This is a genomic window from Bradyrhizobium betae, assembly GCF_008932115.1.
GTDB lineage: Bacteria > Pseudomonadota > Alphaproteobacteria > Rhizobiales > Xanthobacteraceae > Bradyrhizobium > Bradyrhizobium betae.
In genome coordinates, this window is the sequence record NZ_CP044543.1 from 3,804,943 (window position 1) to 3,818,414 (window position 13,472).

The window sequence follows — 13,472 nt, forward strand, 5'->3', positions numbered from 1 at the left end:
GATCGGCCGGCTTGTGCATCGCACGCGCTACGGCCTGCGGTGGCCGCGCCTGCAATTTGTCTGGCTCGGTTCCATCCCCGGCGCTATGACTGACTTCATCACAGGGGAGGGCGAACATGCTTCGAGGTCTTCGCATTGGGGGTTTTGGAATTATGGCGTGCCTGATGGTGGCGGCGGTGATGCCGGTGCATGAGGCTCTCGCGCAGGATGCCATCGGCGGCGCGATCATCGGTGGTGTCGGCGGGGCGATCGTCGGCGGCGCGATCGGCGGCGGCCGCGGAGCTGCAATCGGCGCCGTCGTCGGTGCCGGTACGGGCGCCGCGATCGCCTCCGAAGGCGAGCGACGCCGCTCCGGCTACTATGCCTATCAGCGCGGCTGCTACATGCAGCGCCCGGACGGATACTACGTGCGGGTCGATCCCAGGTACTGCTATTGAGCGATCGGCGTCACCGGGTCTGATGTTGGCATCATCGGTCGTGCGTTGACGGCGATGCGGTTCAGATCAACCGCATCCCGCGCAGGCTCGCGTGTCCGCTCTTGCCGACGATGATGTGGTCGTGCACGGCAATCCCCAGCGGTTTTGCGATATCGATGATCGCTTTCGTCATCTGGATGTCGGCCTGCGAGGGCGAGGGATCGCCCGAAGGGTGGTTATGGAGGAGTCTGCTATGATCGACTAACCTGCTGTAGTTGCGCTAGAAATTGGTGATGCGTAAGTTGGGTGAGGTCGGCAACTGAGATCGGCAAATCGTGCACCTGGGTGATCATCACACCTGATCCTGACCCCTCATGCCGAGGCGCGTTGATGCACGGCAGGTCACGCGGTTCTTCTCGTCCCAGGCATCGAGTTCGTCAACGGGATACAGCACGGCTTTGCCGATCTTGATGAAAGTCGGCCCGATTCTCATAGCCCGCCAGTTGCGTAGAGTGCCTATCGAGATGCTGCCACGGTAGCGCTCCGCGACTTCTTCGGCAGTGAGATATCTCCTAGGGTCCATGCTTAGCTCCACATCTCGCATTCGCGGCGCCCGCCGACGCACTTTTAGCCAAGGATCACACAAGGCGGTGCGAACACGTTCCGGCAGGTTTCCGCACGCTGGCGCATGCGGTTGCCCGCTACGAATGGGACTTTCACCTTCGGACGGGAAGGGCGGACAAGCGGTGGTAGTGGCCGCGGACACCCACGGATAAGAATCGGACGGGCCGCGCTCGTTCGGTCGGGTGGTCGACGATCGTCGCCCACGGTCCGCTTTTCAAGCAACTCCAGCACAGCGTGCAACGCGGCGCAGAAATGAGCCGAATGACCGCGCGGATCCAGTGATGAGATTGCCGATCAAGCGTGGTCAGGCCGTAAGGCCGATCTGATCTTTGCGTTTGAAGCATCTTCCCTTGTGGCTAGTCTGGGCGCTTCCTATATGACCGTCGCGGGCCGGGCCCCTCTGGCGACCATGATGGTCGTGATGTCGGACCGCATCGAGTGCGCTCGATGCCCGGGTCCGATCCTACGCTCCCGATCGAGCCGCACTCCATGACAGGGAGGCGGCATTTGGAATTCCTACTGCTCGATTGGCTCGGCAACCCCGCTTGGATGTGGCTGGGCTTTGTGTCGATCGTCGGTGTGCTGCTCGCGCTGGACCTCGGTGTCCTGCATCGCAAGCAGAAAGAGATTGGCGTGCGCGAAAGCCTCGTGCTCTCGGCAGGCTACATCGTGCTTGGAGTCTCCTTCGCCGGCCTCGTTTGGTTGCAGCTGGGCGAAACCGCGGGCATCCAGTATCTCACCGGCTTCGTCGTCGAAAAGAGCCTGGCGCTCGACAACGTCTTTGTGATCGCGTTGATCTTCGGCTACTTCGCGGTACCACGTCAGTATCAGCATCGCGTGCTGTTCTGGGGCATTCTCGGCGTCATCGTTCTACGCGCGATCATGATCGGCATCGGCGCCACGCTGGTCGCCGAGTTTGCGTGGGTTCTCTACGTCTTTGCGGCCTTCCTTATCCTGACCGGGATCAAGATGCTGGCGCTGGGTGACAAGGAGACCGATCTCTCAAAGAACCCGGTCCTCAAGCTGATCCGCCGCCGCTTCCGCGTGACCGAGGAGTTGCACGGTGAGCGCTTCCTGGTGAAGCTGCCGGACCCGAGGACGGGGCGGCCGGTGCGCTATATGACGCCGCTCTTCCTCGCGCTGATCCTGATCGAGATCGCGGACGTGATTTTCGCGGTGGACTCAGTGCCCGCGATCTTCGCGATCACCACCGATCCCTACATTGTGTACACGTCGAATATCTTCGCGATCCTGGGGCTTCGCGCGCTCTATTTTGCACTTGCTGCCGTTCTGCACCGCTTCGCTTACCTCAAGCAGGCGCTTGCCGTGCTGCTGATCTTCATCGGCTCGAAGATCTTCGTCGCCGATTTCCTCGGGCTCGACAAATTTCCCGCCATCTGGTCGCTCGGCGCCACTTTCGCGATCCTCGCCGCCGGCATCGTCTATTCGCTGTGGCGGACCCGCAATCCCGCCCCTGCCGTGAAAGGCAAGTTCTGATGCCGTGCCGCGGCGTCTGGCTCGACCGCGGCCAGCTCGCAGAGCTGCTGGGGGTCGCACGGAAGGATGATGCCGCTGATCCGGCCCGCAAACGGGAGCGGACGTCGGAAGCGGCCACGCCAACCGAGAGCCCGCTCGTCTCGAAGGTCGGCGCGTTTGGGACGATGGTCACGACAACTATCGGCGCAACGAGCGGCGATCGCGCATCTTCGACTGATCGGCCGGTTGGCGGCGCTTCATGCAACATCGAGGAAAAGGAGATTACATGCCGTATCGACACGCGCTTGGAGGTTTTGCGAAACGCTCCTGGGAAGACTTCGGCGACGAGGTTCATCGGGCGCAGAACGAACATCTGATGGAAGGCATCGTCGCGGGGTGTGCGCTGATCGCCTTCGCCGATGGCTGGGTAACGACGGAGGAGCATGACCGGATGCTCGGGTTGATCCGTGGATTTGAGCCGATCGCTGCGTTCGGGCTAGACGATGTCACCGCGACGTTCGAAACTCTGACCGAGCGGTTCGCCAAGGACCAGAAGGGTGGCGAGGCGGCCGCGTTCGAGGCGGTCGCACGCGTCAAGGGCGCGCAGCGGTATCCGGCACTGCTCGTCGAGGCCTGCTGCGCGATCGCCGCTGCCGATGGCGGGTTCGACTCCGAAGAACGGGCGACCGCTAGGCTCAGGACTCATTGATCAGAGCCAGAAGATCACGGTGGCGGCGAGGGCGATAGCGGAGAAGAAGACCGTAGGGCACCGATCGTAGCGGGTGGCGACGCGGCGCCAGTCCTTGAGGCGGCCGAACATGATCTCGATGCGGTTGCGGCGTTTGTACCGACGCTTGTCGTATTTGATGGGGTCGAGACGGGATTTCCGCCCAGGAATGCAGGGCTTGATCCCCTTCTGCTGAAGGGCATCCCTGAACCAGTCGGCGTCGTAGCCGCGGTCACCCAGCAGCCATTGCGCCTTGGGAAGGTCGTCGAGAAGCGCCGCAGCGCCGGTGTAATCGCTGATTTGGCCTGCGGTCATGAAGAAACTGAGCGGGCGGCCGTTGGCGTCGGTGACAGCATGAAGCTTGGTGTTCATCCCGCCTTTGGTGCGGCCGATCAGCCGCCCGAGATCCCCTTTTTAACCCGCAGGCTCGATGCCGTGCGGTGCGCCTTCAAGTAGGTCGCGTCGATCATAACCGTCTTCGGATCGGCACCCTCGGCGGCCAGCCCTTCCATCATGCGGAGGAAGACGCCCATCTCGCCCCAACGCTTCCATCGGTTGTAGAGCGTCTTGTGCGGACCGTACTCCTTGGGCGCATCACACCAGCGCGAACCGTTGCGATTGACGAAGATAATCCCGCTCAGCACCCGCCGATCATCGACCCGGGGCCTGCCGTGGCTCTTGGGAAAATATGGCCGGAGCCGAGCCATCTGCTCGTCCGTCAGCCAGTACAGGTCGCTCATCTTCAGTCTCCTCGCGGAGCCTGAATCAGATCATGCCTCTCAAATCAATGGGTCCAGAGCCTAGCCGGATCTGCGAAGTTCTCGGGCTCGAACCGGCGGACTTTGGGTTGGCCGACGCGCCTTGAAACGAGGTGGTCGCAAACTGACTTCGATCGGGATCCACACCGACGTTTGGAAGTGAGCGGCCTGGGTTGACCGTCAGTGTTTGCCCTGAATCCGGATCCCGGCAAGGTGTTGCTGTTGCGACGAAGGAATCGCTTCCGTCGCAGTGCGAGGAACGCCGGGCGCGCGTTGGTTTGGCGGTGCGGACGTGCTTGCGTCGCGCCGTTTAAGCTCGGTGGCGGGTTGTTATATAAAACAGAACAAAACCGTGAGTTATTTGAAGTAACTAAAAGCTCTCACTACCGCTACCGTACAGGGAGGACGGTTTCGAAACGGCAGAGCGGAGCGGCTGGTCCCATGCAAATCGCAGGACAGAAGATCGGGTTGCACGTCGCGGAGGCGCTTCGTGGATGACCGTGACGAATCCGCGCCGACGCAGTCTCGGGCTGTCCAATCGGACCCGGGCAAGTCGGGGCTGCCGAGCCGGCATACGACAGTAGGCCCCGAGCGCGCACCCCATCGCTCGTTCCTGTACGCGATGGGCTTGTCGGCCCGCGAGATCGCGCAACCTTTCGTCGGCGTCGTCACGACCTGGAATGAAGCGGCGCCCTGCAACATCTCGCTGTCTCGGCAGGCGCAGGTGGTGAAGAAGGGGGTGGCGGCCGCCGGCGGCACGCCGCGCGAGTTCACCACCATTACGGTCACCGACGGCATTGCGATGGGGCACGCCGGCATGAAGGCCTCGCTCGTCAGCCGCGAGGTGATCGCCGACTCGGTTGAACTCTCCGTGCGCGGTCATTGCTACGACGCGCTGGTGGGGCTGGCCGGGTGCGACAAGACTCTGCCGGGGCTGATGATGGCGATGCTGCGCCTCAACGTGCCCTCGGTATTCCTCTACGGCGGCTCGATCCTGCCGGGACGGTTCCGCGGCAAAGACGTCACGGTGCTCGACGTGTTCGAGGCGGTCGGCGCCAACGCCGCCGGAACGATGAGCGATGCGGACCTCGCCGAACTCGAAACGGTGGCATGCCCATCGGCGGGGTCATGCGGCGGCCAATATACCGCCAACAGCATGGCCTATGTGTCGGAGGCGATCGGTCTCGCTCTGCCGGGTTCGGCCAGCACACCGGCGCCTTACGAGTCCCGGGACCGGTTTGCCGACGCGTCGGGTCGCGCGGTGATGGCGCTGCTCAAACGGGGCTTGCGCCCGCGTGACATCGTCACGCGCCAGGCGCTCGAGAATGCGGCCGCGGTCGTCGCCGCGACAGGCGGATCGACCAACGCCGCGCTCCATCTGCCGGCGATGGCCCATGAGGCAGGCATCGCCTTCGACATCTTCGATGTCGCCGCGGTGTTTCGGCGCACGCCGTTGATCGCCGATCTGAAGCCCGGTGGACGCTATCTCGCCAAGGACGTGCACGAGATCGGCGGCGTGCCGGTGGTCCTGAAGGCGCTGCTCGACGGTGGCTTCCTGCACGGCGAATGCCTGACGGTCACGGGCCGCACCCTGGCCGAGAATCTGGAATCCGTGCTTTTGCCCGACCACCAGGACGTCGTCCATCCGACGACGCGGCCGCTGTCACCGACCGGCGGCCTCGTCGGCCTTTCCGGAAATCTCGCGCCTGAAGGGGCAATCGTGAAGGTGGCGGGCCTGCGCAGGCTCGCCTTCAGCGGTCCGGCGCGCGTGTTCGACCGGGAGGAGGATGCCTTCGCAGCGGTGATGCAGCGGCGCTACCATGCGGGCGAGGTGCTCGTCATCCGCTACGAGGGGCCGCGTGGCGGACCCGGCATGCGCGAGATGCTGTCCACCACCTCGGCGATCTATGGCCAGGGCATGGGGGAGGACGTGGCCTTGATTACCGACGGCCGCTTCTCGGGCGCGACGCGCGGCCTGTGCGTCGGTCATGTCGGACCGGAAGCCGCGGTCGGCGGCCCGATCGCATTGATCGAGGACGGCGATGTGATTGAGATCGATGCGGAGCGAGGGACGCTCTCGCTCCGCATCGATCCCGCCGAGTTGGCGGCGCGCCGCGAGCGGTGGCAGCCGCGCCGGCATGCCTTCCAGTCCGGAGCGCTGTGGCGCTACGCGCAGACCGTCGGTTCCGCCGGCAAGGGCGCGGTGACCCATCCAGGCGCTGCCGCCGAAGAGCACGTCTATGCTGATATCTGACCCAGGCGCCGCAGCCGAGAGAGTGGAGTCATCCAGCGCGCACCGCTTAGTCCTTCGCCAGCCCGATGATTGGCATGTGCATCTCCGTGACGGCGGGATGCTCGCCGCCGTCGTCAACGAGACCGCCCGTCAGTTCGCCAGGGCGATCGTCATGCCCAACCTCGATCCGCCGGTGACCACCGTGGCCGCGGCGGAAGCCTATCGTGCGCGGATCCAGGGGGCGCTCGCGCCTGGCCTTGCCTTCACACCGCTGATGACGGCCTATCTGACCGACGACATCGCCCCGGCGGAAATCGAGCGCGGCTTCAGGTCCGGCGTGTTCACCGCAGCCAAGCTCTATCCTGCGCATGCGACCACCAACGCCGCGCAGGGCGTGACGGACGTGGCTCACATCTTCGGCGTCCTTGACGTCATGCAGCGCCTGGGGATGCCGTTGCTGCTGCACGGGGAAGTCACGGACCACGACGTCGATGTTTTCGACCGCGAAGCCGTCTTCATCGACCGTGTGCTTGCGAATGTCGTCGCAGGATTTCCCGCTCTCAAGATTGTCTTCGAGCATATCACCACCGCCGAAGCCGTGGCCTTCGTCGAGGCCGCCGGGCCGAACGTCGGCGCCACGATCACGCCACACCATCTGATGATCAATCGCAACGCGATGTTCGCCGGCGGCATCAGACCGCATCTCTACTGCCTGCCGGTCGCAAAACGCGAGCGGCATCGTCTGGCGTTGCGACGCGCGGCGACCTCGGGAAATCCGAAGTTCTTCCTCGGCACCGATTCAGCGCCACACGCGGTCCGTGACAAGGAGTCCGCCTGCGGCTGCGCCGGCATCTTCAACGCGCCGGTCGCCCTGCAGAGTTACGCCACGGTGTTTGACGAGGAAGGTGCGCTGGACCGGTTCGAAGCCTTCGCGTCTGAGCATGGAGCGCGCTTCTACGACCTCCCGCTCAACGCCGGCTCGATCGTCCTTGAACGGACACCATGGCGGGCGCCATCGGTCTTCGCCGCTGCTGGCGACCAAGTCGTTCCGTTCCAGGCCGGTGCGTCCATGGCCTGGACGTATCGAGGACCGATCGATGCGCCGTCATGAGCGAACCGCGATCTATGAACCACGTCCTTACGCAGGTCGCAGCGCCGTGCTCGCCACCATGCATCGCAAGGAAGAAGCGATCGCGCCGGCCCTTAGCGCGACCCTTGGTCTTGTCGTCGTACCCGCGGCGGGTCTCGATACCGATCAGCTCGGGACGTTCTCGGGCGAAATCGCGCGGCAGGGGACGATGCTCGAGGTCGCGGTGCGCAAGGCGAGGCTGGGCATGCAGGGCGCCGGATTACCGCTCGGCCTCGCCAGCGAGGGCTCGTTCGGGCCCCATCCAGCGATCCCGTTCTTCGCGGCCGGCATGGAGCTCCTGGTGTTCGTCGATGACGAGAGGGGGATCGTCGTCAGTGAAAGCCTGATCGCCGACGCGACCAACTTCGGCCATCTCGTCGTTTCTCCAGGCGATGCGCTGGAGGCATTCCTCGAACGGGTGGGATTCCCGAGCCACGCCCTGATCGTGCGGGCGAATGAGGGTTCGGTGACAGCGGCTCTCGTTAAAGGCCTCACCGACCGGAAAGGCCTTGCGCTCGCGATCGCGGCCGCCGCTGCCGCATCCTCGGATGGCCGGGCGCGTCTCGAGACCGACATGCGCGCGCACCTCAATCCGACGCGGATGAAAAGCCTCGCCGCGCTCGCGGATCGCCTCGCTCGACGGCTCGCGACACCGTGCCCTGCGTGCGGCGCGCCCGGCTTCGGACGTACGGGATCGCGGATCGGGCTGAAATGCGAGGACTGCGGCGCGCCCACCGAAATGGTCCTCGCCGAGGAATATGGTTGCTCGGTGTGTGGGTGTCGTGAGGAACGGCCTCGGTCTGATGGGTTGCTCCGTGCGCCGGCGCAATATTGCCCGGAGTGCAATCCATGAGGAAGCGGGGCGCTCGCCCGGATTCGAGATCGTCGTCGCGGGGTGCTGCTGCTCGGAGGCGTGCGCGGCGCGAAGGGCGGACCCCGCCGGCTTCGGTGGGGCCCGCCGAATCGCCAATCGCACCGCCGCTCCCGGTGGACCGCCCCTCGTGATCCACGGTGTGCGAGCTCACGACGCCGCGCTGGAGCGGCTGCGCGCGCTGCATCCGCAGCTGATCGACTTCTCGCTCGTTCGCATGAAGCGTCTCTGCGCGAAACTGGGGCGCCCTGAGCGTCGGCTGCCGCCCGTAATCCATGTGGCGGGGACCAACGGCAAAGGGTCGACGATCGCCTTCCTGCGCGGCATCGCCGAGGCCGCCGGCTTACGCACGCATGTCTATACCTCACCGCACCTCGTACGTTTTGCGGAGCGCATCCGGCTGGCGGGCGAACTGATTTCCGAGGACGATCTGGCCGAGGTGGTGGCGCGGATTGAAACGGCGAACGAGGGTGAGCCGATCACATTCTTCGAGATCACGACGGCGGCGGCGTTGCTGGCGTTCGCGGAGACGCCCGCCGATCTCTGCCTTGTCGAGGTGGGTCTGGGCGGGCGTTATGACGCAACGAACGTCATAGAGCGTCCGGCGATCACGGCCATCGCGCCCGTCGCCCTTGACCACTGTGAGTTTCTTGGCGAAACGATCGCCGAGATCGCGGGGGAGAAGGCCGGCATCATAAAACCCGGCGTTCCCTGCGTTTCCACTCGCCAGGTCGAAAGCGCCTTGGTCGTGATCAGGAAAGCGGCCGAGCGCGCACGAGCGCCGCTGATGCTCGCTGGCCGCGACTTTAATGCATGGACGGAACAGGACCGCGTCCGCTACCAGGACTCTGCCGGCAATATGGACTTGCCCCACGGTCGTTTGATGGGCGCGCATCAGGTCGCCAACGCGGGGCTCGCGGTAGCCGTGGCCCGCAAGTTCGGCTTGTCGGATGCAGCCGTGAACGAGGGACTGAGACGCGCCTCGTGGCCTGCCCGGATGCAGCGCTTGACGGCGGGTCCGCTGGCCGCACGAGCGTCAGCGCGAGGCGCCGATCTCTGGCTCGACGGCGCCCACAATCCGCACGCGTTCGAATCGCTGGCGCGATCGTTGCGCGACCTCAGAGCGAGGGACGGGCGGCCATTGGCAGTCATCCTCGGCGTCCTCGCCAACAAGGACCTTGAAGGCATCTTCGCGGCGTTGTGTCCGATCCGTCCCCTAAAGCTGTTGCTCGTGGACTTTGATGCAAGCGGGGCGGCCGATCCCGCGGTCCTTTTGGACGTGGCTCGGCGTACAGGGCTTGGCGCGGAGGTTCGGCCGGATGTCTCATCGGCTCTCGATGCGGCGCTTTCTGGCGATGGGCCGCCGCCGCATGTGGTCATTTGCGGTTCGCTGTATCTCGCTGGCGAGGTCTTGGCGCTGGACTTAGAAACCTGGCCAAAATGAAAGGCTGACGTTGCCGCAGGGTGCATTCGAGCGGAAGCCACGGCATCCTTTCCGTTCGCCGCCCGGATGGGCAACTCCAAGCCAATAATTCGAAACGCGACGCTTCTCGGTGCCCGCGTAGAAGGTCTCGCTGAGGTTCGGGACCGGAAGAGGCCTTTGCGAGGGGGTCGGCGGGAGAGCTCGCGGTTGGCTGCGCAAGGCCGAAGGTCCAGCTCCGACCAGCGGGCTAGGGATTCACAACCGGGTTCAGTGGGACGGACACCGTCGATCTTACCCGACATCAATGGCAGCCGAGCCTGAGGTCTCCATAAACGGGGGGTAAGTCGTCGCGTAACGACCCCAATCCCCCTGCGCTCCCCTGCGCGAGAAGGAGAAACCCGGATGGCCAGTGTTTCAAATCCCATGACTCGTGATCTGTCAGCGGGAGTATCGGATCAACCCCAAGCGCCACCCTACCTCCCGGCAGCTGTGCTCCTGCTCGCCCAATTCATCTTGATGTGGGCCGCCTTCTTCATATTGATGCCGTCAATCAACTGGCCCGCGTCGCTCGGGGAGCCGCCATCGATCATCCTGCCGTTGATCCTTCAACAGGCCGGTCCGGTCTTTGCGGGCTATCTGAGCTACCTCCTGCACGCACTGATTCTGATTCCCTTGGCGATCTTACTCGGCCGCACATTGGCGATGGGGCGGGCGCTCGGAAACTTTGCGGTTGCGCTCGGAATTCTGGCCGGGGTCGCGAAAGCGTTTGGTATCGTCCGCTGGCTGTTCCTGATGCCGGGTCTCGCCGTTGCCTATGTCGATCCGGGCGCGAGCGGCGCCACCAAAGCCGCGATTGAGGTTGTTTACGTTTCCTTCAACGCCTTCGCTGGCGGGGTTGGTGAACTTTTAGGTGTCGGCCTTTTCGCCGGCGTCTGGACCATCCTGGTTTCGATCGCCCTGCTGAGGCTAGGCGGCGGCGCCCGCATCATCGGCTGTGCCGGTTTTATTGCGGCGGCAGGTCTGCTCTCCACGCTACCCTCGGTGATCGGGGTGGAATCATCGATCCTGCTGACGCTTTCGGGGATCTTCTGGCAGCTCTGGACGGCGGCGCTTGCGATTTGGCACCTGCGCGCACGCTCAGTGGAAAACATTGGGATCTCATCCGACGCGAGAGCGGCCGTCCGATCAAGCCGAGCCTGATCACGGCACAGGTGAACCCCCATCGCGCGGACCGGGAGCTACTTTGATGAACAGCCATGATCTGCATGTCGTGATCGGCCAGGGTCCGGTCGGCAAGGCCGTCGTCAGCTCGCTGTTGCTGCAGGGCGCGCGGGTTCGGACCGTCACCCGCTCCTCTCGTTCTGCCCGCCATGCAGGCGTCGAGGTTCACGTCGGCGACGTCTCGCGGCGTGAGGACGCCATATCGGCCTGCGCAGGGGCCACCGTGGTCTATCAATGCGCCGCGCCGCCCTATCAGAGCTGGTCCATGATGTTTCCGAAGCTGCAGGCGAGCGTTCTGGAAGGGTCTGCGCGTGCCGGCGCGGTCCTCGTGGCCGCCGAGAACCTCTACGGATACGGCGTTGCCGGGACTCTGGATGAGAACCTTCCGCTCATCGCGACAACGCGGAAGGGCAAGGTTCGTGCAGATCTCAGCCGGCAACTGATCGAGGCCCACCAACGCGGCGATGTGCGTACAGTGACTGGGCGTGCAGCCGACTTCCTCGGCCCCGGCGTGCGCCAATCGGCGTTTGGTGAGCGCGTGTGGCCGAACCTGTTAAAGGGCAAAGCGATTGGATGGTTCGGCAACGCCGACATGTTGCACAGCGTGACATATGTACCGGACTTCGCCCAAGCGCTGATCCGGCTCGGGCGGGAGGAGCGCGCCTGGGGCAGGGCATGGCACGTGCCGTCTCCACCGGCGCTAACGCCACGGGAGATCCTGACGCGGGCGGCGGAGATCGCTAACGCACCAGCGCCCAAGATCTGTCGGGTTCCCAGGTTCGTTCTCCGAACGATCGGCCTCTTCGCGCCTGCGGCGAGCGAGGTTATTGAAATGGCCTACTCCTATGAGGCGCCGTTCATCATCTCCGACAAGGCTTACACCGAAACGTTCGGCGTCCGCGCCACGGACTGGGACGACGCGCTCACGGCGACGCTGGAAAGCTGGCAGAACGCATCTTGACGCTCCGATCACCGCTTAACGGGTAGCTTTTTGACGAGCCGCCCGCGGATGCGCGACAGGCTTTCCGGCGTGATTCCGAGATAGCTCGCAATGAGATATTGTGGCACACGCCGTGCCACCTCCGGCCTGGCGTTGACAAACGTGCGGTAGCGCTCGTCAGGCGCAAGGGTGAGGAGACTGGTAGAGCGTCGCTGTGAGCCAACCAGTGCCGCCTCCACCATCAGCCGACCGAATCGCTCCATCGCATGGTCGGCGGCGTAGGCGGCGTAAAGTGCCCGGCGAGACAGACAGATCACCTCGGACGGTTCCAGCGCCTGCATCGACTGAGATGCGGGCGCTTGGGACAGGAAGCTCGATGCATCGGTGAAGACCTGGTCCTTGTCGAAAAACTGTCCGGTGCGCTCTTCACCGCTATCGCCGTCGAGAAAATAGTAGCGAACAAGCCCGGCTGACATGAAGTAGATGTGCTCAGCGATGTCCCCGACCCGGAGCAGATGGTCGCCTTTGGCAAGCACACGGAGTTCGCAGGCGTCCGCGATATCGTTCAGCGTCAGCTCGGACGGCGTCAAGGGTGCCACTGATCTGATGATCAGGTCGGAAAAGGCTGCAAATGCTGGATCCTTGGAACGCATCCAGCGACTATACGCGATGCGGTGAATGCTGAAGTTCGCTTTGTGTTCGGTCGACCGTCAGCCCTTGAGACGATGTGACAGGCCTCATGATGCGCATGTGAGCAACAAAGTCATTTATCCTTTACCGCCCGCGTGAGCAGCTCCCCGAGCAAGGGATTCGGAAAGCGGCGCTTCTGGGTGATCGCGTAGAATGTTTCGCTGAGGTTCGGGACCGGACAGACCTCCACGAGCAGGCCGGCGGCGAGTTCGTCGCGCACGACGATCGGCGGTACGAGAGCCAGACCGTCGCTGTCACGGGCGAGGAGCCGCAACATGGCCATGTCATCCACTTCGGCAAAAATGATCGGGCGCACGCCGGCGAGTTCGAGGATCCGATCGAACCCAACGCGAATTTCACTGTCGAGACTCGGTAACAAGATGGGCTGCGACCGCAGGTCGTCCGGGAAGCGGAACGCGGTCGGTTCGGCGCGCGGGCGCCTTACCAGTGCGACCGGCTGCTGAGCGAGCAAATGGCTGCGAAGGTCGGAGCGCGCGTCGTGCTGCGGAGCGCTGTTGGCGAGCACGACATCGATCATATGCGCCTCAAGCTGGGCGAGGAGATCGCGCATGGTGCCTGAGCGGATAATCAACTCGACGTCGGCCCGGCCCACGAGTGGGCTCAGGAACTCCAGCTGGAAGTTTCGGGATAGCGTCGTCAACGCGCCCACCCGGAACGCCTGCCGCCGATCCACCGGCCGCCCTTTCATCGTGCTCACCAGCTCGTCTCCGGCCTGAAAGACGGTGTCGGCATAGTCGAGGGCGATCCGACCGGCCTCGGTGAGGATGAGACGCTTGCCGGATCGGTCGAACAGCGGATGGCCCAGCTGCAGCTCGAGCTTGCCGAGCTGCACCGAGAGGGCCGATTGCGAGAGATTTAGCCGATCGGCGGCGCGGGTAAGGCTGCCCTCATGCGCGATGGCCCAGAAATAGCGCAAGTGGTGATAGTTGAGGGTTGCCATTGC

13 protein-coding genes and 1 pseudogene are annotated in these 13,472 nt (G+C 64.2%); 9 read left to right on the forward strand and 5 right to left on the reverse strand.

The annotated features are described in order from the left end of the window. The first annotated feature begins 116 nt into the window (after positions 1 to 116). Complete coding sequence (locus F8237_RS18090; RefSeq protein WP_151646746.1) at positions 117 to 437, forward strand: glycine zipper domain-containing protein; 321 nt, start codon at positions 117 to 119, stop codon at positions 435 to 437. A 61-nt stretch (positions 438 to 498) separates the two neighbouring features. Here the strand turns inward: F8237_RS18090 and F8237_RS18095 are convergent. After that, positions 499 to 663, reverse strand: a pseudogene (locus F8237_RS18095) (JAB domain-containing protein); the annotation flags it as partial. 105 nt (positions 664 to 768) lie between these two features. Continuing rightward, positions 769 to 999, reverse strand: a complete 231-nt coding sequence (locus F8237_RS18100) for a helix-turn-helix transcriptional regulator (protein WP_137900589.1) — start codon at positions 997 to 999, stop codon at positions 769 to 771. A gap of 530 nt (positions 1,000 to 1,529) precedes the next feature. Between F8237_RS18100 and F8237_RS18105 the strand changes: the two genes are divergently transcribed. Together F8237_RS18105 and F8237_RS18110 are read left to right on the forward strand one after the other, a co-directional pair. After that, positions 1,530 to 2,537: a TerC family protein gene (locus tag F8237_RS18105; protein ID WP_137900590.1), complete on the forward strand. Its 1,008-nt coding sequence runs from the start codon at positions 1,530 to 1,532 to the stop codon at positions 2,535 to 2,537. Between the two features lie 265 nt (positions 2,538 to 2,802). Continuing rightward, on the forward strand, positions 2,803 to 3,225 hold the full coding sequence (locus F8237_RS18110) for a tellurite resistance TerB family protein (protein WP_157973351.1): 423 nt from the start codon (positions 2,803 to 2,805) through the stop codon (positions 3,223 to 3,225). On the opposite strand, the gene F8237_RS18115 is transcribed toward F8237_RS18110, so the two are convergent. After that, positions 3,226 to 3,983 (reverse strand): IS5 family transposase gene (locus F8237_RS18115; protein WP_116970707.1). Its coding sequence is split into 2 segments (ribosomal slippage): positions 3,226 to 3,650 and positions 3,650 to 3,983, totalling 759 coding nucleotides; the frame shifts between segments, so codons are not numbered across the junction. A 508-nt stretch (positions 3,984 to 4,491) separates the two neighbouring features. On the opposite strand from F8237_RS18115, the gene ilvD reads away from it, so the two are divergent. From ilvD to F8237_RS18145, 6 genes are all read left to right on the forward strand, one after another. Beyond that, positions 4,492 to 6,255, forward strand: a complete 1,764-nt coding sequence (gene ilvD, locus F8237_RS18120) for a dihydroxy-acid dehydratase (protein ID WP_116970708.1) — start codon at positions 4,492 to 4,494, stop codon at positions 6,253 to 6,255. Then, a complete protein-coding gene (pyrC, locus tag F8237_RS18125) occupies positions 6,242 to 7,345 on the forward strand; it encodes a dihydroorotase (protein ID WP_116970713.1) in 1,104 nt (367 codons plus the stop codon). Before ilvD ends, pyrC begins: the two co-directional genes overlap by 14 nt. After that, complete coding sequence (locus F8237_RS18130; protein ID WP_116970709.1) at positions 7,332 to 8,216, forward strand: DUF6671 family protein; 885 nt, start codon at positions 7,332 to 7,334, stop codon at positions 8,214 to 8,216. The genes pyrC and F8237_RS18130 overlap by 14 nt, the downstream gene beginning before the upstream one ends. Positions 8,217 to 8,364: 148 nt before the next feature. Continuing rightward, entirely contained in the window at positions 8,365 to 9,678 is a 1,314-nt protein-coding gene (locus F8237_RS18135; RefSeq protein ID WP_116970710.1) for a bifunctional folylpolyglutamate synthase/dihydrofolate synthase, read from the forward strand. A 381-nt stretch (positions 9,679 to 10,059) separates the two neighbouring features. Beyond that, positions 10,060 to 10,857: a DUF4386 family protein gene (locus F8237_RS18140; protein ID WP_116970711.1), complete on the forward strand. Its 798-nt coding sequence runs from the start codon at positions 10,060 to 10,062 to the stop codon at positions 10,855 to 10,857. 46 nt (positions 10,858 to 10,903) lie between these two features. Beyond that, entirely contained in the window at positions 10,904 to 11,839 is a 936-nt protein-coding gene (locus tag F8237_RS18145) for an NAD-dependent epimerase/dehydratase family protein (RefSeq protein WP_137900591.1), read from the forward strand. An 8-nt stretch (positions 11,840 to 11,847) separates the two neighbouring features. Here F8237_RS18145 and F8237_RS18150 read toward each other — a convergent pair whose 3' ends face one another. Both F8237_RS18150 and F8237_RS18155 read right to left on the reverse strand, forming a co-directional pair. Then, positions 11,848 to 12,471 carry a Crp/Fnr family transcriptional regulator gene (locus tag F8237_RS18150; protein WP_116970728.1) on the reverse strand — a complete coding sequence of 208 codons (624 nt, stop codon included), beginning with the start codon at positions 12,469 to 12,471 and terminating at the stop codon, positions 11,848 to 11,850. 110 nt (positions 12,472 to 12,581) lie between these two features. Next, complete coding sequence (locus F8237_RS18155) at positions 12,582 to 13,469, reverse strand: LysR family transcriptional regulator (protein ID WP_116970729.1); 888 nt, start codon at positions 13,467 to 13,469, stop codon at positions 12,582 to 12,584. Positions 13,470 to 13,472: the final 3 nt, after the last annotated feature.

Bases quoted from the DNA above. Each gene is read 5' to 3' on its own strand.
- F8237_RS18150 (WP_116970728.1), bottom strand. From the start codon at position 12,471: ATGCGTTCCAAGGATCCAGCATTTGCAGCCTTTTCCGACCTGATCATC.
- F8237_RS18145 (WP_137900591.1), top strand. From the start codon at position 10,904: ATGAACAGCCATGATCTGCATGTCGTGATCGGCCAGGGTCCGGTCGGC.
- F8237_RS18110 (WP_157973351.1), top strand. From the start codon at position 2,803: ATGCCGTATCGACACGCGCTTGGAGGTTTTGCGAAACGCTCCTGGGAA.
- F8237_RS18130 (WP_116970709.1), top strand. From the start codon at position 7,332: ATGCGCCGTCATGAGCGAACCGCGATCTATGAACCACGTCCTTACGCA.
- F8237_RS18100 (WP_137900589.1), bottom strand. From the start codon at position 999: ATGGACCCTAGGAGATATCTCACTGCCGAAGAAGTCGCGGAGCGCTAC.
- pyrC (WP_116970713.1), top strand. From the start codon at position 6,242: ATGCTGATATCTGACCCAGGCGCCGCAGCCGAGAGAGTGGAGTCATCC.
- F8237_RS18155 (WP_116970729.1), bottom strand. From the start codon at position 13,469: ATGGCAACCCTCAACTATCACCACTTGCGCTATTTCTGGGCCATCGCG.
- F8237_RS18105 (WP_137900590.1), top strand. From the start codon at position 1,530: ATGACAGGGAGGCGGCATTTGGAATTCCTACTGCTCGATTGGCTCGGC.
- F8237_RS18140 (WP_116970711.1), top strand. From the start codon at position 10,060: ATGGCCAGTGTTTCAAATCCCATGACTCGTGATCTGTCAGCGGGAGTA.
- F8237_RS18090 (WP_151646746.1), top strand. From the start codon at position 117: ATGCTTCGAGGTCTTCGCATTGGGGGTTTTGGAATTATGGCGTGCCTG.